Source organism: Candidatus Bipolaricaulis anaerobius, from assembly GCF_900465355.1.
Taxonomy (GTDB): Bacteria; Bipolaricaulota; Bipolaricaulia; order Bipolaricaulales; family Bipolaricaulaceae; genus Bipolaricaulis; species Bipolaricaulis anaerobius.
In genome coordinates this window covers 1,236,439-1,258,502 of the sequence record NZ_LS483254.1, presented here as the reverse complement: position 1 = coordinate 1,258,502, position 22,064 = coordinate 1,236,439, and the positions used below count along the sequence as shown (strand labels likewise).

The 22,064-nt window shown below is 69.0% G+C and carries 26 protein-coding genes; 15 read left to right on the top strand and 11 right to left on the bottom strand.

Features of this window, described 5'->3' with window-relative positions; genetic code table 11:
* Positions 1 to 181: 181 nt before the first annotated feature.
* A complete protein-coding gene (locus BARAN1_RS06130) occupies positions 182 to 2,740 on the bottom strand; it encodes a heavy metal translocating P-type ATPase (RefSeq protein WP_231944257.1) in 2,559 nt (852 codons plus the stop codon).
* 146 nt (positions 2,741 to 2,886) lie between these two features.
* Between BARAN1_RS06130 and BARAN1_RS06125 the strand changes: the two genes are divergently transcribed.
* A complete protein-coding gene (locus tag BARAN1_RS06125; RefSeq protein ID WP_122031805.1) occupies positions 2,887 to 3,186 on the top strand; it encodes an encapsulin nanocompartment ferritin-likeEncB family encapsulin nanocompartment ferritin-like cargo protein cargo protein in 300 nt (99 codons plus the stop codon).
* 8 nt (positions 3,187 to 3,194) lie between these two features.
* Here BARAN1_RS06125 and BARAN1_RS06120 read toward each other — a convergent pair whose 3' ends face one another.
* From BARAN1_RS06120 to BARAN1_RS06110, 3 genes are read right to left on the bottom strand one after another with little or no spacing between them, the layout of a single operon-like run.
* Complete coding sequence (locus BARAN1_RS06120; RefSeq protein ID WP_122031664.1) at positions 3,195 to 4,055, bottom strand: DegV family protein; 861 nt, start codon at positions 4,053 to 4,055, stop codon at positions 3,195 to 3,197.
* On the bottom strand, positions 4,056 to 4,670 hold the full coding sequence (locus tag BARAN1_RS06115) for a glycerol-3-phosphate acyltransferase (RefSeq protein ID WP_157959534.1): 615 nt from the start codon (positions 4,668 to 4,670) through the stop codon (positions 4,056 to 4,058). It abuts the gene before it with no gap.
* A gap of 10 nt (positions 4,671 to 4,680) precedes the next feature.
* The gene (locus tag BARAN1_RS06110; protein ID WP_122031662.1) at positions 4,681 to 6,339 is read right to left on the bottom strand and encodes a DAK2 domain-containing protein; all 1,659 of its coding nucleotides are present in this window, start codon (positions 6,337 to 6,339) and stop codon (positions 4,681 to 4,683) included.
* 254 nt (positions 6,340 to 6,593) lie between these two features.
* On the opposite strand from BARAN1_RS06110, the gene BARAN1_RS06105 reads away from it, so the two are divergent.
* The gene (locus tag BARAN1_RS06105; protein ID WP_174202510.1) at positions 6,594 to 6,764 is read left to right on the top strand and encodes a CxxC-x17-CxxC domain-containing protein; all 171 of its coding nucleotides are present in this window, start codon (positions 6,594 to 6,596) and stop codon (positions 6,762 to 6,764) included.
* A gap of 77 nt (positions 6,765 to 6,841) precedes the next feature.
* On the opposite strand, the gene BARAN1_RS06550 is transcribed toward BARAN1_RS06105, so the two are convergent.
* From BARAN1_RS06550 to BARAN1_RS06080, 6 genes are all read right to left on the bottom strand, one after another.
* Positions 6,842 to 7,105 (bottom strand): hypothetical protein, encoded by a 264-nt coding sequence (locus tag BARAN1_RS06550; RefSeq protein WP_157959533.1) that lies wholly within the window; start codon positions 7,103 to 7,105, stop codon positions 6,842 to 6,844.
* Positions 7,098 to 7,526: a PadR family transcriptional regulator gene (locus BARAN1_RS06100; RefSeq protein ID WP_122031661.1), complete on the bottom strand. Its 429-nt coding sequence runs from the start codon at positions 7,524 to 7,526 to the stop codon at positions 7,098 to 7,100. Before BARAN1_RS06100 ends, BARAN1_RS06550 begins: the two co-directional genes overlap by 8 nt.
* A gap of 63 nt (positions 7,527 to 7,589) precedes the next feature.
* Entirely contained in the window at positions 7,590 to 8,012 is a 423-nt protein-coding gene (locus tag BARAN1_RS06095) for a pyridoxamine 5'-phosphate oxidase family protein (protein ID WP_122031660.1), read from the bottom strand.
* 116 nt (positions 8,013 to 8,128) lie between these two features.
* Positions 8,129 to 9,316, bottom strand: coding sequence for a methyltransferase domain-containing protein (locus BARAN1_RS06090; protein ID WP_122031659.1), 1,188 nt, complete (start codon positions 9,314 to 9,316; stop codon positions 8,129 to 8,131).
* Positions 9,313 to 10,104, bottom strand: coding sequence for an XdhC family protein (locus tag BARAN1_RS06085; protein ID WP_122031658.1), 792 nt, complete (start codon positions 10,102 to 10,104; stop codon positions 9,313 to 9,315). Before BARAN1_RS06085 ends, BARAN1_RS06090 begins: the two co-directional genes overlap by 4 nt.
* A gap of 1 nt (position 10,105) precedes the next feature.
* Positions 10,106 to 11,569, bottom strand: coding sequence for a pyridoxal-phosphate dependent enzyme (locus BARAN1_RS06080; RefSeq protein ID WP_122031657.1), 1,464 nt, complete (start codon positions 11,567 to 11,569; stop codon positions 10,106 to 10,108).
* A 107-nt stretch (positions 11,570 to 11,676) separates the two neighbouring features.
* Between BARAN1_RS06080 and BARAN1_RS06075 the strand changes: the two genes are divergently transcribed.
* From BARAN1_RS06075 to BARAN1_RS06050, 6 genes are all read left to right on the top strand, one after another.
* Positions 11,677 to 12,354 carry a FadR/GntR family transcriptional regulator gene (locus BARAN1_RS06075; RefSeq protein WP_162297768.1) on the top strand — a complete coding sequence of 226 codons (678 nt, stop codon included), beginning with the start codon at positions 11,677 to 11,679 and terminating at the stop codon, positions 12,352 to 12,354.
* Between the two features lie 23 nt (positions 12,355 to 12,377).
* Positions 12,378 to 13,328: a carbamate kinase gene (gene arcC, locus BARAN1_RS06070; protein ID WP_122031655.1), complete on the top strand. Its 951-nt coding sequence runs from the start codon at positions 12,378 to 12,380 to the stop codon at positions 13,326 to 13,328.
* A gap of 36 nt (positions 13,329 to 13,364) precedes the next feature.
* The gene (locus BARAN1_RS06065) at positions 13,365 to 14,588 is read left to right on the top strand and encodes a YgeY family selenium metabolism-linked hydrolase (RefSeq protein ID WP_122031654.1); all 1,224 of its coding nucleotides are present in this window, start codon (positions 13,365 to 13,367) and stop codon (positions 14,586 to 14,588) included.
* Between the two features lie 4 nt (positions 14,589 to 14,592).
* Positions 14,593 to 15,582 (top strand): ornithine carbamoyltransferase, encoded by a 990-nt coding sequence (locus BARAN1_RS06060; protein WP_122031653.1) that lies wholly within the window; start codon positions 14,593 to 14,595, stop codon positions 15,580 to 15,582.
* A 70-nt stretch (positions 15,583 to 15,652) separates the two neighbouring features.
* Positions 15,653 to 15,949: a hypothetical protein gene (locus BARAN1_RS06055; RefSeq protein ID WP_122031652.1), complete on the top strand. Its 297-nt coding sequence runs from the start codon at positions 15,653 to 15,655 to the stop codon at positions 15,947 to 15,949.
* Positions 15,888 to 16,130 (top strand): hypothetical protein, encoded by a 243-nt coding sequence (locus BARAN1_RS06050; RefSeq protein ID WP_122031651.1) that lies wholly within the window; start codon positions 15,888 to 15,890, stop codon positions 16,128 to 16,130. The genes BARAN1_RS06055 and BARAN1_RS06050 overlap by 62 nt, the downstream gene beginning before the upstream one ends.
* Before the next feature lie 79 nt (positions 16,131 to 16,209).
* On the opposite strand, the gene BARAN1_RS06045 is transcribed toward BARAN1_RS06050, so the two are convergent.
* Positions 16,210 to 17,322 (bottom strand): YbjN domain-containing protein, encoded by a 1,113-nt coding sequence (locus BARAN1_RS06045; protein WP_157959532.1) that lies wholly within the window; start codon positions 17,320 to 17,322, stop codon positions 16,210 to 16,212.
* 71 nt (positions 17,323 to 17,393) lie between these two features.
* On the opposite strand from BARAN1_RS06045, the gene BARAN1_RS06040 reads away from it, so the two are divergent.
* The 7 genes from BARAN1_RS06040 (at position 17,394) to BARAN1_RS06010 (ending at position 22,057) form a co-directional block, all read left to right on the top strand.
* Positions 17,394 to 18,611 carry a tRNA pseudouridine(54/55) synthase Pus10 gene (locus tag BARAN1_RS06040; protein ID WP_122031649.1) on the top strand — a complete coding sequence of 406 codons (1,218 nt, stop codon included), beginning with the start codon at positions 17,394 to 17,396 and terminating at the stop codon, positions 18,609 to 18,611.
* Positions 18,612 to 18,681: 70 nt separating this feature from the next.
* On the top strand, positions 18,682 to 19,533 hold the full coding sequence (locus tag BARAN1_RS06035; RefSeq protein WP_162297767.1) for a TolB family protein: 852 nt from the start codon (positions 18,682 to 18,684) through the stop codon (positions 19,531 to 19,533).
* Positions 19,534 to 19,538: 5 nt separating this feature from the next.
* A complete protein-coding gene (locus BARAN1_RS06030; RefSeq protein ID WP_122031647.1) occupies positions 19,539 to 20,441 on the top strand; it encodes a riboflavin kinase in 903 nt (300 codons plus the stop codon).
* 11 nt (positions 20,442 to 20,452) lie between these two features.
* Positions 20,453 to 21,097, top strand: coding sequence for a tRNA (adenosine(37)-N6)-threonylcarbamoyltransferase complex dimerization subunit type 1 TsaB (gene tsaB, locus BARAN1_RS06025; protein WP_157959531.1), 645 nt, complete (start codon positions 20,453 to 20,455; stop codon positions 21,095 to 21,097).
* Position 21,098: 1 nt separating this feature from the next.
* Complete coding sequence (gene rpmB / locus BARAN1_RS06020) at positions 21,099 to 21,287, top strand: 50S ribosomal protein L28 (RefSeq protein ID WP_122031645.1); 189 nt, start codon at positions 21,099 to 21,101, stop codon at positions 21,285 to 21,287.
* A gap of 37 nt (positions 21,288 to 21,324) precedes the next feature.
* Positions 21,325 to 21,774, top strand: a complete 450-nt coding sequence (locus tag BARAN1_RS06015) for a S1 RNA-binding domain-containing protein (protein WP_122031644.1) — start codon at positions 21,325 to 21,327, stop codon at positions 21,772 to 21,774.
* A 10-nt stretch (positions 21,775 to 21,784) separates the two neighbouring features.
* Entirely contained in the window at positions 21,785 to 22,057 is a 273-nt protein-coding gene (locus tag BARAN1_RS06010; protein WP_122031643.1) for a 4Fe-4S dicluster domain-containing protein, read from the top strand.
* The last annotated feature ends 7 nt before the right edge of the window (positions 22,058 to 22,064 follow it).

Sequence of the window (22,064 nt, the reverse complement as noted above, 5' to 3'; positions counted from 1 at the left end):
GCGAGCGCCGGATAGAAGCTCTCCTCCCGCGCGTCGTCCTGGGCGGCGACGGAGGTGAGCTCGGCGAGGTAGTGGCGGAACAGCGCCCGACGCGGCCCTACAAGTGCCCGGGAAAGGTGCGCCTGCCGATCTAGGGCGTTCGGACGAAGGGATGCGATCCGGACGGGAATCGGGCGTGCTCCTAGATCCGGGCCCGGCGGAGGCGGATGGAGTTCGTCACCACGGATACCGAAGAGGTTGCCATCGTGGCCTCCGCCAGGATGGGGTGCATCCAGCCGATCAGCGCCAGTGGGATCATCACCACATTGTAGGCAAGCGCCCAGAACAGGTTCTGGCGGATCACGCGGAACGTAGCGCGGGAGAGGCGGATCGCCTGGACGACGGAGGTCAGCTCACCGCGCACGAGGGTCACGTCGCTTGCCTCGATGGCGATGTCGGTGCCGGTGCCGATGGCGATCCCCACATCGGCCTGGGCGAGGGCGGGGGCATCGTTGATCCCGTCCCCGACGAACGCCACCAGGCCGAACGCCTCCTGGAGCCGACGCACCTCGCCCGCCTTGCCGTCGGGCAGGACCTCCGCCCGCACCTCCGCGATCCCCACCTCGCGCGCGATCGCTGCGGCGGTGCGGCGGTTGTCTCCGGTCACGATCACCGTGTGGAGGCCCATTCGGCGCAGTTCTTCTATGGCACGTGAAGCGTCCTCTTTCGGCGTGTCCGCCACGGCGATCGCGCCGAGGGGGCGCCCGCCCGCTGCCACCAGGACCGCCGTCTTCGCCTCCCCCTCCAGCTGGCGCAGCGCCTCGGCGAGGGGAGACGGGTCCACGCCCCGCTCCGCGAGGAGGTACCGCGATCCCACGACCACCTCCTGCCCATCCACCTGGGCGATCACGCCCTTCCCCCGCACGGCTTGGAACTCCCGTGCCCGGGGGATCGTCATTCCTTCGGCGCCGGCTCGCCGCACGATCGCCTTCCCCAGCGGGTGCTCGCTCCCCTGCTCGGCCGCGGCCGCCATCCGCAGGAGGTCCGCCGTCGCCACGCCCGCGGCGGGGACGAGGTCCGTCACCTCCGGCTGGCCCTTTGTGATCGTCCCCGTCTTATCGAACGCCACCACGCGCACGGCACGGAGGGCCTGGAGGGCTTCCCCAGAGCGGATGAGGATGCCCCGCTCAGCCCCGATCCCGCTTCCCACCATCAGCGCGGTGGGAGTGGCGAGGCCAAGGGCGCACGGGCAAGCGATGACGAGCACGGCCACCGCTGACAGGAGGGCGAGCGGGATGGGTCCGAGGTCGGGGTTCACCCACGGCAGGAAGGACCCGGCTGTCACGAGGGGCCGCATCGCCCCCGGGGCGACGATCCACAGGAGGATGGTGAGCAGGGCAAGTGCGAGGATCAGGGGGACGAATATGGCGGTCACCCGATCGGCGAGCTCCTGGATGGGGACCTTCGAGCCCTGCGCCTCCTCCACGAGCCGGATCACCTGGGAGAGGAACGTCTCCCTCCCCACCCGCGTCGCCCGGATCGTGAGGAGACCGTCTTGGTTCACCGTGGCCCCGATGACCTCCTGCCCAGGCCTCTTCTCCACGGGCATGGACTCGCCGGTGGCCATGGATTCGTCCACTGCGCTCTCGCCCTCGATCACGACCCCATCGGTGGGGATCTTCTCCCCGGGGCGGACGACGATCATGTCCCCGACCTGGACGGCTTCGATCGGCACCTCGACCTCCGCTCCCTCGCGGAGGACGCGGGCCGTGTTCGCCCCAAGCTCCACCAGCCTCCGGATCGCCCGGGAGGCGCGGCCCTTGGCCGTCTCCTCCACGTGACGGCCGGTGAGGTGGAACGCCATGATCATCGCCGCCACGCCGGCGTAGTTGGCGAGCGGGGTGAAGAACGACGCCGGGCCGGTGAGGAACGAGACGGTCGTGCCGAGGGCGATGAGGGTGTCCATGTTCGCGGAGCGGTGCCGCACCGCGGCGAGGGCAGAGCGGTAGGTACGGTGGCCCACTGCCAAGGCGGGCAGCGCGAGGAGGATCATCCCCGCGTTGAAGGCAGCCGGGGTGGGCCACATCACGCCCCAGAACATGTCGGGGATCATCCACAGGATGATGGGGACGGTCAGGGCCCACGCGAGGCGCATTCGGAGCCGGCTTTCTCTCGTCCTGCGCTCCGCTTCATCCGGTGGGGCCACCGCATCCGCTGGATGGGCCTCGTATCCCGCCGCGGCCACGGCGGAGATGAGGTCGCTTGGCTCGGCGAGTCCAGGGAGGAACGCCACGGTGGCCCGCCCCGTGGTCAGGTTCACGGTCGCCGCGACGACCCCCGCGACCCCGGCCAAGGCCGCCTCCACGTGGGCCGCGCACGAGGCACAGGTCATCCCGCTGATGGCGAGGGTGAGCGTCTCCACCGGCACGTCGTAGCCAGCGTCCCGGACCGCCCGGACGAGGGAGGAGAGGGGCACGTCCTCCCCGAGGTCCACCGTGGCCCGCTCTGTGGCCAAGTTCACCTCGGCGGAGGCGACGCCGGGGACGCGTGCGAGGGCCCGCTCCACGTGGGCCGCGCACGAGGCGCAGGTCATCCCCCGGATGGGGAGAGAGAGGCGAGAGTGGGGCATCGTGGTTCTCCTCGTGTAGTTCTTCTTCCACACCATGGTCGGCTCTGGCTTCGGCCGCACTGCCCTCACCACGAGGGGTGCGACCACCACGCAGTAGTCCGCGCGGGCCGATGATACTCCGCCATCGCCCATCCCCTCCTTCCTCGGCGAGGATCGGCCGTGGATCCTACGTGGAAGGCCCGTGGAGGGGGCTGTCCCGATGGGCGCGTGAACGGTCGCGCGCCTTGCCGTAGGATGGATGACCGTGGCCGATGCGGCCGCGAGGAAGGGGGAAGATCATGCCTGAATTTGGATCGTCGTTTTCAGGGTTAGCGAGCGCGAGGAAGCTGACGCAGGCGGAGCTTGTCCGTGCGATCCGGTTCATGATCGCGGCGGAGTACGAGGCGATCCAGCTGTACACGCAGCTCGCCGAGTCCACCGACCACGAGCTTGCGATCGCGGTGCTGAGGGACATCGCTGATGAGGAGCGCGTCCACGCGGGCGAGTTCCTGCGGCTCCTGCGGGAGCTGGCCCCCGACGAGGAGGGGTTCTACGCCGCGGGAGAAAGGGAAGTGGAAGAGGAGATGAACCGCTCGTAGGCCACGGGTCAGGGCACCGGGTACCAGGCCACGCCCCAGCTCCCCGGGCCGGTGTGCGCCCCCACCACCGGGCTCATGGTCCACCGCAGGATCTCCTCCGGGGCGAACTCCCGCTCGAGCCGCTCCCGGACCTCCTCCGTCCACTCCGCGTTGTCGGCGTCATCGACGACGAACCGCACCCCGGTCGCCTTCCTCTCCTCGAGGTGGCGGCGGGCCTCCTCCACGATGAACTCCAGCCCCTGGGCCGCGGTGCGGACCCGGGTCACGGGGATCGTCTCCCCCTCGTCGGAGTAAGTGAGGACCGGCTTCACCCGGAGGATGGAGCCCAGCCAGGCCTGGGCGTGGTGGATCCGGCCGCCGCGGGCCAGGTACTTGAGCGTGTCGAGGACCGCGAAGCACCTGCTCCGGGCCCGGACCTCCTCCCACCGCCCGAGGAGCTCCTCCCGGGAGAGGCCCTGTTGGGCCAGGCGGGCCATCTCCAGGGCCACCAGGCCATGCCCAGCGGCTCCGGTCCGGGAGTCGATGATGTCCACAGCGAGCTCGGGGAGCCTCGTCCGGAGTTCCTCCTTCACCCCCGTGGCCACGGCATAGGCCTTGGAGTAGCGGGAGGAGAGGCAGATGTAGATGACGGCCGGGGATTCCTGGGCCGCCCGCTCAAACGCCGCGAGGAAGTCCTCGCGGGTGGGCTGAGAGGTGGTGGGAAAACCAGTTGACTCCCGCATCCAGCGGTAGAGGTCCACCCTGTCCATCTCGAGCTCATTCCACGTCTTCCCGGCATAGGTGACGTAGTAGGGGACGAGACCGAGCCCAAACCGCTCGGCCACCTCCGCGGGGACGCCGCTCACGCTTCCCGTGAGCACCTTGGCCATTCATTCCCTCCTCTCCCGCCGACGCTGGCGGACAGCGGCGAACGACCTGCGGATGGCGTGACGTTGGGCCGCGAGCATCATGGTGGGGGCCGCAACGGCGAACAGGAGGGCCGAGCCACCCGTAAGCGCCTCCAGGATGAGGAACGCTACGGAGAACGCCCCCGCCCCCCAGGGGACCTTCAGCGGAGCGGCGGGGGTGAGGGCGAGGAGGATGAAGACCCCGGCGAACGCGGAGAAGGCGATGGCGAAGGCCAGGGGATCCAACGCCAGTGCAGCCCCGAGCGTCGTTGCCACTCCCTTTCCACCTCGGAAGTGGAAGAAGAGGGGCCAGTTGTGGCCAGCCACAGCCGCGGCGGCCGCCGCCGCGGCCCACCATGGCCCTACCCCCAGGGCCCTGGCGATCCACACCGGCAAAATCCCCTTCACCGCATCCCAACAGCCGACGAGGATTCCCCAGCCCCGGCCGAGCTTCCGGTACACGTTCGCCGCCCCCGGGTTCCCTGTCCCCACCGTGCGCGGGTTCACCCCCCGAAGCTTTCCCACGATGAGGGCCCCCGGGAGCGAGCCCAACAGGTACCCGAGCACCACCGCCCCCACCCCTAAGCTTGCTTCCATGTCTCCCTCCTCACTCCAGGGCAACGATGTAGTGATGGTAGGGCTGCCCCCCGTAGTAGATCTGGACCTCGAGGTTGGGGAACTGGCCCCGGATCGCATCGGCAAGCCCCATCGCCTGGGCGTTGGTGACCTCCCGCCCGTAGAACAGGGTGAGGAGGGACTCTTGCCCGAGCACCTGGGGCAAGGACCGGAGGAGCGCCTCCTCCGGGGTTTTCCCGGTGGACATGGGGGAAGAGTCCCAGATGGCGAGATACTCCCCGGCCTGGATCGGAAGCCCGTTGAGGTTGGTGCGGCGGATGGACGTGGTCACCTCCCCGGTCCTCACCCGTCCCATCGCCCCCTCTATCTTGGCCACGGTGGAGGCCAGGTCCCCCTCGGCGGCGAGGAGAGCGGCCAGCCCCTGGGGGATCGTCGTCGTGGGAACCACCCGCACCTCTTTCTCCGAGAGCTGGGCCGCATGTTGGGCCACCAGGATGCCGTTCTCGTTATTGGGCAGGATCACCACCTGGGCCTGGGGGACTCGCCCGATCGCCTCCAACAGCTCCCCCACCGCGGGGTTCATCTTGTCCGCCACGATGACCTCCGTTGCCCCCAACCCCCGGGCGATCTCCGCCAGCCCCTCCCCATTGACCACCGCGATCAGGGCTACGGGGCCCGTGACCTCACCCTTGGTCCCGAACACGAAATCGTGGTACTGGCGGTGGATATCGTCCAGTTTCACCCGGCCCACCTCCCCATAGGTGGCGCCGATCCCGAGGGCACTGTCCGGATCGTTGGTATGGACGTGGACATGGGCCATGGTCGGCCCCCCGACCACCACCACCGACGCCGTCTCCCGGCTCAAGCGCTCCCGGATCTCCCCCAGGGGGAGGTCCTCTCCCTGGAGGATGAACTGGAGGCAGAACCGGGTGGAGGGGGTATCCCGCAGGGCGGGAGCATCCGGGGCGGGTTCCCGGCGGGCCGCGGTGTAGGCCTCCATCCTCTCGCGGTTCTCCTCCAACAGGGCTCGCAGGGGCTCCGCCATCTCGGTCTCCCCCACCACCTGCTCCACGAACCCCCGGAGCGCGAACAGGTACCCGAGGCCACCGGAGTCGACCACCCCCGCCTCGGCGAGCTCGGGCAGCATCTCCTGGGTCTGGGCGAGGGCCTCATTGGCCCGGGAGAGGAGGGCGAGGGCCGCCGCAGGGAGGGGCTTACCCTGGAGGCGCTTCGCCTCCTCCGCCACGGCGCGCATCAGGGTGAGGATCGTCCCCTCTTTCGGCTCGGCCACCGCCCGGTACGCCTCGTCGGTCGCCCGGGCGAGCGCCTCCGCCCACGTCTGCCAGCTGGCGCGGTGGGAATCAACCCCCTGGCTCAGCCCGACCAGGTACTGGGCCAGGATCACCCCGGAGTTGCCCCGCGCCCCGAGGAGGGCCCGGGACGCCATCACCTCCAGGGTCTTCCCGAGGGAAGCGTCCCCCAGCTCCCGCAGCCCGTCCACCGCCGACTGCACGGTGAGCACCATGTTCGTCCCCGTATCCCCATCGGGCACGGGGAACACGTTGAGGGCATTGATGAGCTCCTCGTGCTCCGCGAGGTGCCGAACGGCGCGCTCCATCGCCTCGCGGACGCACGGCCCGGTGATCGTTGCCCGCCTGGCCTCCCCCCTAACCCCGCGTGGACGGCTCATGGTTCTCACCTCGCGCGTGTTCGCTGAAGTGGGGTTGCCCCGCGGGGGAGAGTGTAGCCGGTGAGCGGCGGGGTGGCTTGGCGGACCGTGGGCCGCGGTTGGCGCAGGCTTCGGCCATCATCCACCCCCGCTCGCCCCGGCCCCGCGGCGCGGGGGGGGTGGGACGTAAGTCCTGGCACATGGGCGGAAACAGTGTACACTCCCGCCATCGTTGGTTCGAGGAGTTCTCTATCGGCCCACGGTAAGGAGGCGACATGACCTACGAGCGGCGCAAGATGTACAACGTGAGCCATTTGGGGCTCACCTGTGCGGACTGCGGTGCGAAGATCGAGGAGCTCCCCTTCGAGCCCAAGACCGATCGCCCGGTTTACTGCCAGAAGTGTGCTCGCAATCGTCGACGCGATAATCCGCGCGCCCTGCGGTAAGCTGTTCATCAAGGGGGCGGCCGCCCGGTCGCCCCCTTTCTCTCTCCCCTGAACTACCCGAGGAGGATCACGGTGCCTTACTCCGCTCGGCGGAGCTTGGCCAGCTTCTCCTCCACTGCCTTCGCCTCAGCCCGGAGGTCAGCGAGGTAGGCCTCGAGCTGGGCGATCTTCTCCTCGCGGTTCACAAACCGGCGACGGAACCCGATATTGGGGTCGCAACACCCGGTCCCATGGTGGGGAGCCGGCATCGGTTCGCAGCAACCGCGCATCGGGTGCGGCATGGGCTCGCAGCAGGCATGGCTGAACGCCTGCGCCCTAGCGTGGGGATGCGGTTCACACATCGTTCTCACCTCCTTGCCCATGGGTGAGGGCCGCGTAGTCGTTCAGGAAACGATCGAGCTGGTCGCGGGTGCGGCGGATGTGGACGGACCAGGCGCGGAGGTAGTCCCAGCCCTGATCGGTGATCGCGTATATCCGTCGGGCGGGCCCGCTGCCACTGGTGTCCCACGACGAGCGAACCAGGCCCTCATCCTCGAACCCGCGCAGGGTCCGGTAGAGGTACCCCGGATCGGTTCCGGGGGCGTCCGCGGCCATCCGTTCCAGGAGCTCGTACCCGTGGGCAGGGCCCCGCGCGAGTTGGAGGAGGAGCCAGCAATGGGTGAACCCGCGCACCCGTGCTCCCCCGGGAGGGCAGCACTCGTGCCCGTCGCGGGACCCGCTGCAGCAGCCCGGAGGAGTGTCCTCCGCTTCTAAGTGACTCATGCACATAGATGCTACACGGGCGGGGCGCTAGGTCAAGGGGACGAGCCGCCGGCTGCCTCGGATCTAGCCCTCAAACTCCACCACCCACAGCTCGTCTTCGTCGAGGAGGTAGTACTCGGCGCGCTTCCCGTGCAGGGCGAGGAGGGCGTAGTCAGGGTCGGACGGCCCCTCCCAGTACTCGCCCCACTCCTCGTCCCACAGCTCCTTCTTGAGATCTGGGTCATCCACGATCTCGGCCTCGCCGAAGATCTGGGCATGGGCTCCCCCCTCCAGGTTGAGGAAGCACGCCGTCGCCCGGGGGTTGCGCGCGATCTCCTCCACCTTATGCGACGACCTGCTCGTGGCGAACCAGACGTTCCCGTCCTCATCATAGGCGATGACCGTCATCGGCCGCATGCGCGGATAGCCCTCGGCATTCGTGATGAGGAGGCCGATCTCGCTCTCCTCGACGATCTCCCACAGCTTGCCCTCCGCTTCTTCGTCCATGGACCCTCCTTCGGGATCAGACCGGGGAGGATACCCGGGACCGCCGCCCCTGCCCACACGGCCTCCCCGCCCGGGGCTCGCCCCGGTAGCTGGGACCACCGGGGAAACCCTCCCCGCTACGCCGCGGGGGACCGACGGGCCCGGCTCACGGGGCTATGGGGCCTTGTACCGGTGATGGCCCAGTGGAGCCGGCCCACGCGATGGGGGGCGACATCCACCGCGCCGGCGCTCTCTGCCGCCTGGACGACTTCGGCAGTGAGGGGATAGGTCTCTTCGTCGTCCCATAGATCGCCGAGGATGACGCGGGCCTCCTCTCTTGCCTGTTCGGTCGTGAACAGGATATCGAGGAGGGCAAACCGCCTGCCGGGCTCTAGCACGCGCGTGATCTCGGCGAACGCTGGTTCGTACTCCGTGGGCGCGAGGTGGTGGAAGGCGAAGCTGGAGAGGACGGCGTGGAACGCCCCGTCCGGGACGGGGAGGGCGAGGAAGTGGCCCTCGCGGAGGTGGTAGTCGGGATGCTCCTTCTGGCACCGGGTGAGCATTGTGGGGGACGGATCCACGCCCCACACCTCGACCCCAGGCACAGCGACCCGGCACGCGAAGGCACCGGTCCCGATTCCGATGTCGAGGATCCTCTCCCCAGGCGCGATGGTGACAAGCGTCGCCGCCCGGGCAAGTGAATCCGCGTAGCCGGTGAGGGGGCCTGTGCTCCCCGTGGGGCGGGCGCAGTGTTCAGCCGCGGCATCGAACAGGTGTTGCGTCTCCGCCAGCGTGCGCAGCGCGGGGGGGCGCTCGCCCAGCTCGATCGTCGGGACTCCTGCCAGGCCGGCCCAGGCCCGGACCTCGTCCACAAGCGCGGGCCGCGTGGTGAGGATGAGGAACGCCGGTGATCCGAGGGCGGCCCGCAGTCCAGGGGTGAACCCTCCTCCGGAGAGCTCGAGGGGACCGACCTCATCCACCACGATCACCTCGGCCTCCCGTGTCGCCCGCGCAAGCACGGCGTTGGCGAAGGCGAGCCCCTCCGGGGAGAAGGTGAACCGACAGGACGGGAGCCCCGGGGCCGGGCGCGAGCACAGGGGGTGCTCCTCTCCCGTGGTGAGGTCGCGCACCCGGTACCCGACCGTCTCCCCACCGACGAGGGCCCACGGCGAGGCGACGCCCCCCACGCGGAGGTGCTGGCGCCGGAGGTCGCCAGCGAGCGTGAGGACGGCACGGGTCTTCCCGACGCCGATTCCCCCAGTGAGGACCATCGCCCGCGCTCCCGCCCGGGCGGCGAGGGCGGCCCCGAGGAGGTCCCCGCTCAAGGTCCTCGCCCCGTGAGCCGCGCCTGGGCAGCGGCGAGCTGGCTGTGGTGGAACGCCACCACCTCCGCGAGGATCGAGAGCGCGACGAGGCCCGGGGAGCGGCCGCCCAGGGGGAGTCCGACCGGACAGTGCAGGTCGGCGATCCGCTGGGGTGGGATCCCGTCCCGTTCGAGCTGGGTCCGGATCTCGGCCGACTTCGCCTGCGACCCGAGCATGCCCACGTAGGCCGGGCCCGGGTCCTGACGGAGGACCTGTCGGGCGACGTCGAGGTCCGTGGCATGGGAATCGGTACAGATGACGGCGTAGCTCGGGGAAGGGAGAGCGGGGATCCCCTTGAACCCCGGCACCGGGCGCACCGCGGCGAACTCCGTGCTCTCCTCGCCGCGCCCCGCGTATACGGTCACCGGGAAGGCGGCCACCTCCTGGGCGAGCCGGGCGAGGGCCCGGCCGACATGGCCAGCGCCGAAGATGGCGAGCTCTGGCTCAGGGGAGAGGACCTCGTAGAACAGGGTCGCCTTCCCCCGCCCGCACTTGAGCCCGCGGTCGGTCAGGTCGAGGGTCTCGAGCTCGGTGCCGCCCGTCAGGAGGAGGCCTTGGGCCCGTTCGATCGCGTGCGCCTCGAGCGACCCGCCGCCGATCGTCCCTTCGCTCCTCCCATCGGCGAACACGAGCATCCGCGCCCCCGGCGCGCGGGGGGCCGGCCCCTCCACGCCGACGAGCGTCACCAAGACGGCTCGCTCCCCGCGGGAAGCGGCGTCGCTCGCCCGAGCGAGGATGCGGCTCTCCACGCTACCCCTGCGCCACAGCGCGGTTGAACTCCACGATCAGCTCGTCGATCGCGTCCGCCTGACGGTGGATGCGATCCCAGTACTCTGGCCAGTCGTACCACTGGGCGTTGAGCTCCTCGACCGACTTCCCCATCTGCTCGACCCACGTGAAGTACTTCTGGTTATGGATCCGCTTCCGCTCGGTGTAGGTGAGCTCGAGCAGGTGGTCGGTCGTCGCCCCGAGGAGCCATCGCCCGTGGTCCGCGGCGGCGTGGAGCGCCGTGTACGGCCCCCGCTCCTCGCGCAGCTCCGCGATCCGGCTCCGGTAGAGCTCCATCGAGTCGGTGAGCACGGTGAGGACGACATCGCGCTCCGTGAGCTCATAGTAGCGGGCGAACTTCACCGCCAAAAGGAGGTTCGCCGCGCCGGAGATCCCCACGAGGTCGAGCTGATCCACGAGCGATGCCGGGACGCCCTGGCGGAGGAGGTGGTTGCGGCCCTCGGGCTCGTTGAAGAGCCGGATGAGGGAAAGAGGTCCCTCGTCATCGAGAGCGATGACGAGATCCGTGTTCCGCACGTTGTGGATCCACGGGACGTGCTTGTCCCCGATCCCCTCAATGCGGTGGCTCCCGAACCCGGCCTGGAGGAGGGTTGGGCACTGGAGGGACTCCCCGACGGCGATCCTGCTTTGGGGATGGGCCTCCTTGAGGTAGTCCCCGCTCGCCAAGGTGCCCGCCGAGCCAGAAGTGAGGACCACGCCAGCGTACCGCTCGCCCGCCCTGAGCTCGGCGGCGAGGACCTCCTCCATCGCCGGGCCGGTCACCGCGTAGTGCCAGAGGTGGTTACCGAATTCATCAAACTGGTTGAAGATCATGACGTCGTCCCGCGTCACCTGGAGCTCCTTGCACTTCTGGAAGATCTCCCACACGTTGGATTCGCTCCCGGGAGTGGCGATGACCTCACCCGCGATTTGGCGCAGCCATTCGAACCGCTCCCGGCTCATCCCCTCGGGGAGGATGGCGATGGACTCGCACCCAAGAAGGGCGGAGTTGTACGCCCCCCCCCGGCAGTAGTTCCCGGTGGACGGCCATGCCGCCTTGTGGACCGTGGGGTCGAACTGCCCGGTCACGAGGCGCGGCACGAGGCACCCGAAGGTGGCTCCCACTTTGTGGGATCCGGTGGGGAACCACTTCCCGACGAGGGCGATCACCCGCGCCCGGACCCCGGTGAGAGCGGGCGGGAACTCGATGTGGTTCACGCCGCCGAACCCGCCGCCCTGCTTGACGGGCTCGTTCTTCCACGTGATGCGGAACAGGTTGCGGGGATGGGCATCCCATAGCCCAATCTCCTTGAGCTCAGCGCGGATCTCCGGACGAATCTTCTCCGGGTCGCGCATCTCCGCGAACGTGGGGACGACGATGCCCCGCTCCCGCGCCCGCTTCGCCGCCCGCATGCGCCCTTTTTCACGCTTGGAAAGATCGATCATGGTCCTCCTCTTTATTGACCGGTGTAGGTGATAATGCTAGCATACTGTCTGACAGGTTGACAAGCATGGAGTTCCATAGAGTCCGATCCACGAAGGCCTCGACGGAGGTGGCTGAACAGATCCTGGAGGCCATCCGCCGCGGCGCGTTCGCCCCGGAGGCCAGACTCCCCTCGGAGGCCGAGCTCGCCCAGATGATGGGGGTGAGCCGGCCCACCGTCCGCGAGGCCCTGTCCGGCCTCGCCGCGGTGGGCCTGATCGAGCCGCGCGTCGGGATCGGAAATTTCGTGCGCCCGCCCACGGAGCCGCTTGCCCGCCAGGCGTTGCTCCTTCTGGAGAGCGAGGCGAGCTGTCTGGAGATCATGGAGGCGCGGACGGTCTTGGAGCCGCCGCTGGCGGAGCTCGCAGCGCGGAAGAGGACGGAGGCCCAGGCGGAGCGGCTGGAGGCGATCGGTGCCGAGCTCGGTTCGCTCGCTGATCCGACGACCTTCGATGCCTACTTTTCCGCCGACAAGGGATTCCACCTCGCCCTGGTGGAGGCGACCGGGAACAGCCTCCTCAGTGCGGTGCTCGTCCCCCTCATCCACACGATGGACGAACGGCTGTACCGGGAGTTCACCCGGGAGTACTACCTGAAGGACGCGGGGGACATCGGCGAGGTGGCGGGGCTGCACCGGAGTGTGGCGGCGGCGGTGCGCGCCCGCCATCCGGCCCAGGCCCGCGCGGCGATGCGCGCGCACTGGATGCGGATGTGGCGCCTCGTCCCCAGCGACGAGGCAACTGGCTAGAACCCACGAAGGAGTGTGCTCAGGTGACGAAGAAGACGGTCGTGGTGGCCCTGGGGGGTAACGCGATCCTCCAGCCGGGGCAAAAGGGGACGTTCGAGGAGCAGTACGGCAACGTCCAGCGCACGGTGGAGCAGCTGGCGGCGATGGTCCTCTCGGGAAAATGGCGCCTCGTGATCACCCACGGCAACGGCCCCCAGGTGGGGAACATCCTCCTCCAGCAGGATGCGGCGAAGGCGGTGGTCCCCCCGATGCCGATGGACGTCTGCGGGGCGGAGTCGCAGGGGTTCATCGGGTACATGATCCAACAGGCGTTCCATAATGTGCTCGCCCACGCGGGGCGGGGCGATATCCCCGTGGCGACGATCGTCACCCAGGTCCTGGTGGACAAGGCCGACCCCGCCTTCGAGAATCCCACCAAGCCGGTGGGCCCGTTCTATTCTGCCGAGGAGGCGAAGCGCCTCCAGGCGGAGAAGGGGTGGCACGTCGTTGAGGACGCCGGGCGCGGCTGGCGGCGGGTCGTCCCCTCTCCAGACCCCAAGGCGATCGTGGAGCGGGAGGCGATCCGTCTATTGGTCGAGAACCGGGCGATCGTCGTCGCCTCCGGCGGTGGGGGGATCCCGGTGATCAAGGAGGATGGGACCTATCGGGGCGTGGAGGCGGTGATCGACAAGGACCTCGCTGGGGAAAGGCTCGCCGAGGATGTGGGAGCGGCGGTGTTCCTCATCCTCACCGATGTGGACCGGGTGCGCCTGAACTACAAGAGGCCTGGGGAGAAGGTCCTCGACCGGTTGACGGTCGCCGAGGCGAAGGGGTACGCGCAACAGGGGCACTTCGCCAAGGGCTCGATGGAGCCGAAGGTCAAGGCTTGTGTGCGGTTCATCGAGGCTGGAGGGGAGCGAGCTGTGATCGCCTCCCTCGCCCAGGCGGTGGAGGCCGCGGAGGGCCGCGCGGGGACACAGGTCGTGCGGGGGTAGTGCCGCCACTTGCTCGCCTATCGGAAAGGAGGAACGATGAGGAGCGAGTTCCTCGCTCGGGCAGAGGCCTATCGCGCAGAGATCGTCGGCCTGGGCCGGCGCATCATCCAGACGCCGAGCCCGTCGGGACGAGAGGGAGAGATCGTCCAGCTGATCGCGTCGGAGATGCAAGCCGCCGGGTTCGCCAAGGTGTGGACCGATCCGTTCGGGAACGTCATCGGCCAGGTCGGCGATGGCCCGGTGAAGATCGCGATCGACGCCCACATCGACACCGTCGAGCCGGGGAACCGTGACCTCTGGGAGCGAGATCCCTACAGTGGCGACACCGACGGCACCTGGCTCTACGGGCGCGGGGCGTCGGACCAGAAGGCCGCGATGGCGGCGATGATTTACGGGATGAAGATCATGAGAGAACTCGGGGCTCTCGATGCCTTCACGGTGTACGTCGTGGGCTCGGTCCTCGAGGAGGACTGCGACGGCCTCTGCTGGCGGTACATCATCGAGGAGTCCGGGCTGCGCCCAGATTTCGTCCTCATCACCGAGCCGACAGAGATGAGGGTGAACCGCGGACAGCGGGGACGGATCGAGGTGCGGCTGCGCGTCGCCGGCCGCTCGGCCCACGCCAGCTCCCCCGAGCTCGGGGACAACGCGGTCTACAAGATGGCACGCGTCGTGGCCGAGCTCGAATGCCTGAACGAGCGGCTCCCCGTGAGGCCAGTGCTCGGCAAGGGGACGATCGCTGTCACGGAGATCAGCTCCCAGTCGCCGTCTCTGAACGCCGTCCCCGATGTGTGCGAGGTCCACCTCGATCGCCGCCTGACCGTTGGCGAGTCCAAGGACCAGGTGTTTCGCGAGCTGGAGGACGCCCTCCGGCGAGCGGGGATCGCGGGAACGGTGCGTGAGCTCGTGTTCGACGAGCCGAGTTATACCGGGCTGCGCTATCCCACCGAGAAGTACTTCCCGGTGTGGCTCGAGGCGGAGGATGCCCTCATCACCCGCGCGGCGGCGAAGACCTATCGCCGCGTTTTTGGACGGGACCCCGAGATCGCGCACTGGAACTTCAGCACGAACGGCACGGTTACCGCGGGCGTGTACCACATCCCCACGGTAGGATTCGGTCCAGGGGCGGAGGCGCTCGCCCATGCCCCGAACGAACGAGTGAAGACCGAAGACCTTGTGTTCAGCGCAGCGTTTTACGCTGCGTTTCCGGCCACGCTCCTCACCGAGCTGGCCCAAGTTTCGCAAATAAAAGGAGGGTAACCGTATGTCCAGTTTCTTCCGAGGGCGGCACTTCATCACGTGCCAGGACTACACCCGCGACGAGATCGACGTCTTTCTGGACGTGGCGCGGGAGCTGAAACTGAAGTTCGCTCACGATGAGCCAACCCCATGGCTCCTCTACAAGACGGTGTTCATGATCTTCTACGACAGCTCCACCCGGACGCGGAATTCGATCGAGGCCGGGATCACCCAGCTCGGCGGACATGCGCATTTTCTCACCCCAGACAAGCTCCAGCTCTCCCATGGCGAGACCCCGGAGGACACGGCGGAGGTCCTGTCGCGTCTCGGGCACGCGATCGCGATCCGCGCCTGCGAGTACGGGAAGGGGAACGAGTACCTGCGCCGGACCGCTGCCCGGTCGCGGGTCCCTGTCCTCAACCTGCAGGATGACGTGTACCACCCGATGCAGGTTCTCGCCGACATCATGACGATTCGGGAGCGATTCGGGACGGATCTCCACGGAGTGAAGGTCGGGATCAGCTGGGCCTACGCTGAATCGCACCTCAAGCCCCTGTCTGTCCCGCAATCGCAGATCCTCCTCTTCGCGCGGTACGGGATGGACATCACCCTTGCCTACCCGGAGAAGTTCGATCTCAGCCCGGAGATCATGGCCCAGGCCCGGGAGAACGCGGCCCACCACGGGGGCAAGATCACGGTGACCCACGATATGGACGAAGCGTTCGACAAGGCCGATGTCGTGATCCCGAAGAACTGGGGCGGCTTTTTCGCCGCCTCGACCCCGGAGGGGATCGTCGCCGAGACGAAGAAGCATCGGGACTGGATCTGCGACGAGCGGCGGATGAAGCTGACGCGGCGTCACGCGATCTACATGCATGCCCTTCCCGCTGACCGCGGCAAGGAGGTCACGGATGCGGTGATCGACGGGCCGCAGTCGGTGGTGTACGACGAGGCGGAGAACCGGCTCCACACGGCGAAGGCGGTCATGGCGCTCACGATGGGCGGGAGACCATAGGTATTCGCCCTGCCCGAGCTGCGTCCGGGGCAGGGCGTAACACCCTGCCCCGGATGTTTACGAGAAAGCGGTGCGGTGCTCCGCCACGGAAGGGGAGGAGGTGGTCTATTCCACCGAGCGGGTCTCCGGCGTGGCGAGGGTGCTCGCGGAGATGGGCTACGAGCTCGACCCCGCGGCCTTGAACTTGGCTCAGAAGTTCGCCCAACAGGGCGGGGGGAAGTTCGAGGTCACCACTGAGCTTGACGATGCCGTGAAGGGGGCGACGGTCGTGTTCCCCCGGGGGTGGATGAGCCCGCCGCTACGAGATCGGCAAAGAGGCGGAGATCAAGAACGCGGAGAGGTTCAAGGATTGGAAGTACACCCGTAAGAGGCACAGGGGACTGGCGAAGCCCGGGTACCTCATGCACGTGATGCCCATCGACCGCGGCAACGAGGCCGACGTTGAGCTGTGCGATGACCCCGAGCTGGCGTGGCTGTACGACCAGGCGGAGAACCGGCTTCATGCCCCAAAGGCGGTCCTCGCCCTTACGATGGGAGGCCGGCTGTAGCGGATCGCAATGGACGCTCGCCCGGGGCGGGGCAACGACCTCCCGGCCCCGGGCGAACCCATGACGAACGAGGCGCTCGCTAGCCCTCGTGCAGGTGGTCGAGGAAGATGGGCAGGATCCGCTCGAATCGTTCCAGGAACTCGGCGATCGTGTCCCGCGTCACCCCGCCCCGCAGGTAGAGATCGGCCTCGAGCGCCACGTCACCGTCCTCGTCGAGGTAGGCGCGCGAGCCCCGCTTGGCCTGGTTCCACGCGTTGACGACCTCGCACGGGGTCGCGCCGCCGGTGAGCCACCCCGCATAGAGTTGAAGGTACTGGTACCGGCCCGGGGCATCCTCCACCGGGTCGTCCACGAACAGCGCCACCGTGGCCACGTTGAGGTAGATCACCCAGGCCGGATCGCCGTAGTCGTCGGTCCTCCTGTCGAACGTGTAGCCAAGCTGGATGAGGATGTCCTCGATATCGGCTGGGCCCAGGTCCTGCACCACGTTGTCCGCGGCTGGTTCGACGGGCGTCCCAAGCGCAACCTCAACCGCGTTCGTGAGGAGTTGCGCCGTCGCGTCGTTGTACTCGTAGCAGTCGAACCCGAGCATGACCACCGTTCCCCCCCGTGTCTCCCAGCGGAAGACGACCGGCGCCTCGTCCACCGTGTCCCAGGCGACCACCACCGCGTCCCGGGGCAGGTTCGCGAAGTCGGTGCTCCCGTCCGGACCCTCGTAGCGCGCGGGGACGTCCCGCGCCAAGGGGTCAGTGGGAAGGGCGATCGCGATGTCACCGCCCGTGACGTTGTAGTCATCCGTCACAGCCCATAGCCCGGCCCCGCGCAGGATGTCCTCGGCCCCCTGGGAGTAGGTCAGGCCCACGATCCGGCCTCCTTGGGCGAGGAACCCGGTCAGGACGGTTGCCGTGGCGAGGCCCAGCTCCTCGAGGGCCCTCTCTTCGGCCTCCGATTGCTCGGGGATGAGGAGCACCGGCCGGCCCGCGAGCAGGAGGTCGAGCTCCGCCGGGTCGGTCGTCGTCGTCTCCGTCGGGCGGAACCCGAGGATGGCAACCACGTTGTCGTACTCGGGGGTGATCCGCGCGTAGGGGATCCAGGCCACCACATCCCCTGCCGCGACGGCGGTTGCCCCCAAAACTGCGGTCAGAACGGCGACCCATGCCCCGACCCTCCGCACCACCTCACGCATCGTCATCGGATCCTCCTCGCCCCGTACGAGGGGCATAGGGGATCAGTATACGCGCCTTACCCCCTATAATCTCCTTCGTGGACCCGCTCGAACTCGCCGCCTCTCTTGCCTCCGCGGGGCCGATCTGCGATCGGTGCCTCGGGCGTCGCTTCGCTGGGCTGGGCTCCGGTGTCCCCAATGCGGAGCGGGGGAGGATCCTCCGTGCCGCAGCCGGCGGCGGGGCGTCGGTCCCCGAGGGACGGTGCTGGGTCTGCCAAGGCCTGTGGCCGACCCTCGCTGCGCGGGCCCGCGAGGCGGCCGAACTCGTTCGGGATCGGGAGTTCGCCACGTTCCTCTTCGGCGTGCGCCTCTCCCCCCGCCACGAGGCGGTGGAGGAGTTCCTCGCTGAGCGGTTCCCCTCCCCGTGGGCCGAACCGTTCAGGCGCGATGTGAATCGGGAGCTGGGGAAGGCGTTCGAGCGGGAACTGGCGGGGCGGGAGGCGACGGTGGACTTCGCCCGCCCGGACGTACAGTTCACGGTGGACCTCGACACGGGGGCGATCGCGCTCACCGTCGCCCCGGCCTTCTTCTACGGCCGGTACCGGAAGCTCGCGCGGGGGATCCCCCAAACCCACTGGCCGTGCCGGAGCTGCCGTGGCCGGGGCTGCGTGAGCTGCGGGGGGACGGGGAAGCAGTACCCGACCTCGGTCGAGGAGCTCGTGCTCCCCGCGTTCCTCGCCGCCAGCGGCGGCACGGGAGGCCACCTCCACGGGGCAGGGCGGGAGGACATCGACGCGCGGATGCTCGGCCGGGGTCGGCCGTTCGTGATCGAGGTCAAGGAGCCCACGATCCGCACCCTCGACCTGGAGGCGATTGCCCGCGAGGTGAACGCTGCCGCCGCGGGGAAGGTGGAGGTCCTCGACCTCCGACCGGGCACGGCGGACCTCGTGGCCCAGGTGAAGGAGGAACGGGCCGACAAAAGGTACCGGGCGCGGATCGAGCTTGCACGGCCGGTGGACGAGGAGGCCTTCACGCGGGCCGTGGGGGCGCTTGTGGGGGAGATCGAGCAGCGGACCCCGGAGCGGGTCCGTCATCGGCGGGCTGACCTCGTCCGCCGGCGGAGGGTCCTCGCGGCCACGGGCCGCCTCCTCTCCCCCACGGAAGCGGAGGTCGAGATCCTCTGTCAGGGTGGGCTGTACGTGAAGGAGCTCATCTCCGGGGACGGCGGGGCGACCCAGCCCAACCTTGCCTCCCTCCTCAGCATCCCGGCGCGGGTCGCGGAACTGGACGTCGTGGAGGTGCGGGATGGGTTCTGACCCTTTCCCCCCGCAAGGGATGGGGGCGTCGGAGTTGTCCCGTTCCGGCCTCGTGCCTAGAATGGGCGTGATGCGCAGGCTGTGCGTTGGGCTGCTTCTCCTGATCCCGATCCAGGCGGGGGCGGGGCTCCTCGGCCTGACGGCCCTTGACTGGTCGCGGGATGGCCAGTACGTGCTGTACGTGGACGAAGGGGAAGTGTGGGTTGGGCTCGCCCCGGAGGGGCGGAACGCCCGTCCGCTGACCGAGGGCGCGGCCACCGACTGGGCGCGGTTCGGGCCCGGGGATTGGTTCGTGTACGTGGCGTTCAGCGAGCAAGGCTACGCCCTGTGGCAGGCCACCCTCGCTGGGGAGCGGACCCTCCTCTTCTCCCAAGACCAGCTCCGGCAGTCGGGGGCCCTCCCCGGGGTCGAGCTCATCGCGCGGCCCGCCGTGTCGCCGGATGGGACGAGCATCGCGTTCATCGCGTATGCGGATGGGCAGTGCGACTTGTACCTGTTCGATCTTCCCTCGGGGACGGTCCGCCGGCTCACCCGCACCCCTGGTCCGGTGGACACCCCCGACTTCTCCCCCGATGGCCGATCGCTCGCCTTCGTCGGCCTGTGGCAGGTCGGGGCGACGCTGAGTTGGGACCTGTACGTCCTCGACCTCGTGGAGGGAGACCGGATCGAGATGCTGACCGAGGACCCGTTCTTCGACTGGTGCCCCCGTTTCTCCCCGGATGGGGAATGGATCGCGTTTGAGTCGAGCCTGCGCGGGCCATCCGACATCCACGTCATCCGCCGCGATGGGCGGGAGCGGACCGCGTTCACCTTTGACGAGTGGCGCGATGCGTTCCCGTGCTGGAGCCCCGAGGGGGATGAGATCGGGTACGGATCCCTGCGCAGCTACGGGTGGCTCATCCTCGCCAGCAAGACCTCCTAACGCGGATGTCCTGTGCCGTGGCGGTGGGGCGGTTTGACGGCGTCCATCGCGGCCACCAGTTCCTCCTCGCGGAGGCGCGCCAGCGCGCCGCCGGGCTCCCTGTGGTCGCCTACACGTTCCCTCCCCGGGGGCCCTCTCTCCTCACCCTCCCCGCCAAGGTGCGCCTGCTCCGGGATCACGCCGACGAGGTCGTGGTGGCCCCCTGGGAACGGATCCAGGACCTGAGCGCCGAGGAGTTCGTGGGTGAGGAACTCGTCGCCCGGCTCGGGGCGACAGTGGCCGTGGTGGGGCCGGATCACCGGTTCGGCCGGGATCGGGCGGGGGATGTGGCCACCCTCCAGCGCCTCGCCTCCCCCCTCAACCTGGCGGTGCACGTCGTCGCCCCCTGGCGGTGGGAGGGGGAGGTGGTGAGCGCGGGCCGGATCCGGGACCTCATTGCCCGGGGGGAGGTGGATCAGGCGGCCTTGCTCCTCGGCCGGCCAGCGTGGCTCGCCGGGAGCCCGACGTCGGGGGTGAAGCTCGCCCGCCGGCTCGGCTACCCCACGGTGAACCTCGACCTCGCCCCCGAGCTCGTGCGGCCGCGGCGCGGGGTGTACGCGGCGTGGGTTCAATGGTCGCTCGGGGAAAGCAAGGCTCTATTCTACATCGGGGACCGGCCGACGTTCCCTGGGCTATCCCCCTCGGCCGAGGTCCACCTCTTCACCCCCCCCCACGGCGAGGTGGTGGGGTCAGTGGAGGTCCACCTCCTCTCCTTCCTCAGGCCTGACGAGCGCTTCGCCGATGAGAAGGCCCTCGCCCGTGCGATCGCCCAGGATCGCCTCCGCGGCGAGCAAATCCTAGCGGGAACGCATCCCCCGCCCCGCCTCCTTCGTGAGGCGGAGTTGCGCGCCCCGGGAGCTGGCCTCTAAGATGGACCGTGGTGTTGGGGATCGAGACTGCGGGCGCCCAGGGCGGAGTCGCCCTTGTTTCCCTGGGTGGTGGGGAGCACGAATTCGTGCTGCCGATGGGCCGCAGCGGGGGGGGAGTCCTCCCCGCGGCGGTGGATGCCTTGCTCCGTCTGGCGGCGGCGAAGCGGGAAGAGATCGAACTGATCGCCGTTGACATCGGCCCCGGTTCGTTCACCGGTCTCCGGGTCGGCCTTGCATTCGCCCAGGGAATGGCGCAGGCTTTACAGGTTCCCGTGGTGGGGGTTCGCCACACCGAGGCCCTCGCCGGACCGGTTGCGTGGTGGCCGGGGAAGGTCGCGGTGTGGATCCATGACCGCCGGGAGTTCGTGTACATGGCGTGGGCAACCCGGGACCGCGTGGGGGCGGAAGCCGTGCTCCCGTGGCGGGAGGCCCTCGCCAAGGTGGTCGAACAGCCGGGCGCTCTCCTCGTTGGATCCGGGGTCGAGCAGTTCCGGGACGAGATCGCGACTTGTGCGCCGGGGGTCACCTGCGCCGGGGCGCGGTTCGCCCACCCTCGGGCGAGCGAGGTTGCCCGCCAAGGCTGGGACCGGTTTCAGTCGGGGGGACCCGATGACCCGCGTCCACTTGCCCCTCACTACGTGCACAAGGAGGATTGAGATGGCACGAAGATGCGAAATCTGCGGCCGGGGCCCCGAGTTCGGGGCGAAGGTGAGCCACTCCGGCCGCCACAGTCGCCGGGTGCGCCTGCCCAACCTGCAGCGCATCCACGTCGTCCACAACGGGCGGCGGGTGCGGATCGAGGTTTGTACCCGCTGCATCAAGGCGGGCAAGGTTGCCAAGGCATGACCCCTGAGGAGGACCGCGCGGGAGGTGAGGGGAGACGATGACTCCCAACCCCCGGGTCGGTGACCTTGCGCTGGGGAAGGTGCTGGAGATCCAACTCAACGGTGTTCTGATCGGGTTCCCGGAAGGAGGGGTGGGGTTCCTCCACACGTCGGAGATCCCTACCGTGGGCGACGGCCCGGGCGGGAGGGCCCTCATCGTGGGCCAGGAGGTCCTCGTCAAGGTGATCGGGTTGGACCGCCTCGACCGGCCCACCCTCTCCCTGCGCCGGGTCACGGACCAGGATCGGGATGCCCTCGCCTATCACCGCGAGGCGATCGAGTTCCGGTCCGCCCTCAACAGCCGCGCTGGTGCCACCCCCCTCCCCGCGGAGCCTGAGGAACGGGTGGAGCGGCGGCTCGAGGCGTGGCTGAAGGCGACCGACGCCGCATTGGGGCGCCTCAAGCGCCGCCACGGGGACCGCACATCCAAACGATTGGAACTGGACTAGGAGGCGAGCGATGCCCAAGGGGAAGGTGGTGGTAGACCGGGAACGGTGCAAGGGGTGCGGCCTGTGTGTCGCCGTGTGTCCGTTCGGGGTGCTCGATCTGTCCAAAGAGTACAACAGTTCAGGATACGCCGTGGCCGCAGCCGTTCACCCTGAGGCGTGCACCGGCTGCGCCCTTTGTGCTCAGACGTGTCCCGACGTGGCGATCGAGGTCTACCGGGAGAAAGCGGCCGCTGGCACCCCGGCGCGGGGTGCGGGGCGACCATCCGGCGAGCCGCAGCGGTAAGGAGGGG

Excerpts from the sequence above, each read along its gene's own strand:
- BARAN1_RS06130 (WP_231944257.1), bottom strand. The coding sequence starts at position 2,740 with ATGGGCGATGGCGGAGTATCATCGGCCCGCGCGGACTACTGCGTGGTG.
- BARAN1_RS06125 (WP_122031805.1), top strand. The coding sequence starts at position 2,887 with ATGCCTGAATTTGGATCGTCGTTTTCAGGGTTAGCGAGCGCGAGGAAG.
- BARAN1_RS06120 (WP_122031664.1), bottom strand. The coding sequence starts at position 4,055 with ATGGCCAAGGTGCTCACGGGAAGCGTGAGCGGCGTCCCCGCGGAGGTG.
- BARAN1_RS06115 (WP_157959534.1), bottom strand. The coding sequence starts at position 4,670 with ATGGAAGCAAGCTTAGGGGTGGGGGCGGTGGTGCTCGGGTACCTGTTG.
- BARAN1_RS06110 (WP_122031662.1), bottom strand. The coding sequence starts at position 6,339 with ATGAGCCGTCCACGCGGGGTTAGGGGGGAGGCCAGGCGGGCAACGATC.
- BARAN1_RS06105 (WP_174202510.1), top strand. The coding sequence starts at position 6,594 with ATGACCTACGAGCGGCGCAAGATGTACAACGTGAGCCATTTGGGGCTC.
- BARAN1_RS06550 (WP_157959533.1), bottom strand. The coding sequence starts at position 7,105 with ATGTGTGAACCGCATCCCCACGCTAGGGCGCAGGCGTTCAGCCATGCC.
- BARAN1_RS06100 (WP_122031661.1), bottom strand. The coding sequence starts at position 7,526 with ATGAGTCACTTAGAAGCGGAGGACACTCCTCCGGGCTGCTGCAGCGGG.
- BARAN1_RS06095 (WP_122031660.1), bottom strand. The coding sequence starts at position 8,012 with ATGGACGAAGAAGCGGAGGGCAAGCTGTGGGAGATCGTCGAGGAGAGC.
- BARAN1_RS06080 (WP_122031657.1), bottom strand. The coding sequence starts at position 11,569 with ATGATCGATCTTTCCAAGCGTGAAAAAGGGCGCATGCGGGCGGCGAAG.
- BARAN1_RS06065 (WP_122031654.1), top strand. The coding sequence starts at position 13,365 with ATGAGGAGCGAGTTCCTCGCTCGGGCAGAGGCCTATCGCGCAGAGATC.
- BARAN1_RS06060 (WP_122031653.1), top strand. The coding sequence starts at position 14,593 with ATGTCCAGTTTCTTCCGAGGGCGGCACTTCATCACGTGCCAGGACTAC.
- BARAN1_RS06045 (WP_157959532.1), bottom strand. The coding sequence starts at position 17,322 with ATGACGATGCGTGAGGTGGTGCGGAGGGTCGGGGCATGGGTCGCCGTT.
- BARAN1_RS06035 (WP_162297767.1), top strand. The coding sequence starts at position 18,682 with ATGCGCAGGCTGTGCGTTGGGCTGCTTCTCCTGATCCCGATCCAGGCG.
- BARAN1_RS06030 (WP_122031647.1), top strand. The coding sequence starts at position 19,539 with ATGTCCTGTGCCGTGGCGGTGGGGCGGTTTGACGGCGTCCATCGCGGC.
- rpmB (WP_122031645.1), top strand. The coding sequence starts at position 21,099 with ATGGCACGAAGATGCGAAATCTGCGGCCGGGGCCCCGAGTTCGGGGCG.
- BARAN1_RS06015 (WP_122031644.1), top strand. The coding sequence starts at position 21,325 with ATGACTCCCAACCCCCGGGTCGGTGACCTTGCGCTGGGGAAGGTGCTG.
- BARAN1_RS06010 (WP_122031643.1), top strand. The coding sequence starts at position 21,785 with ATGCCCAAGGGGAAGGTGGTGGTAGACCGGGAACGGTGCAAGGGGTGC.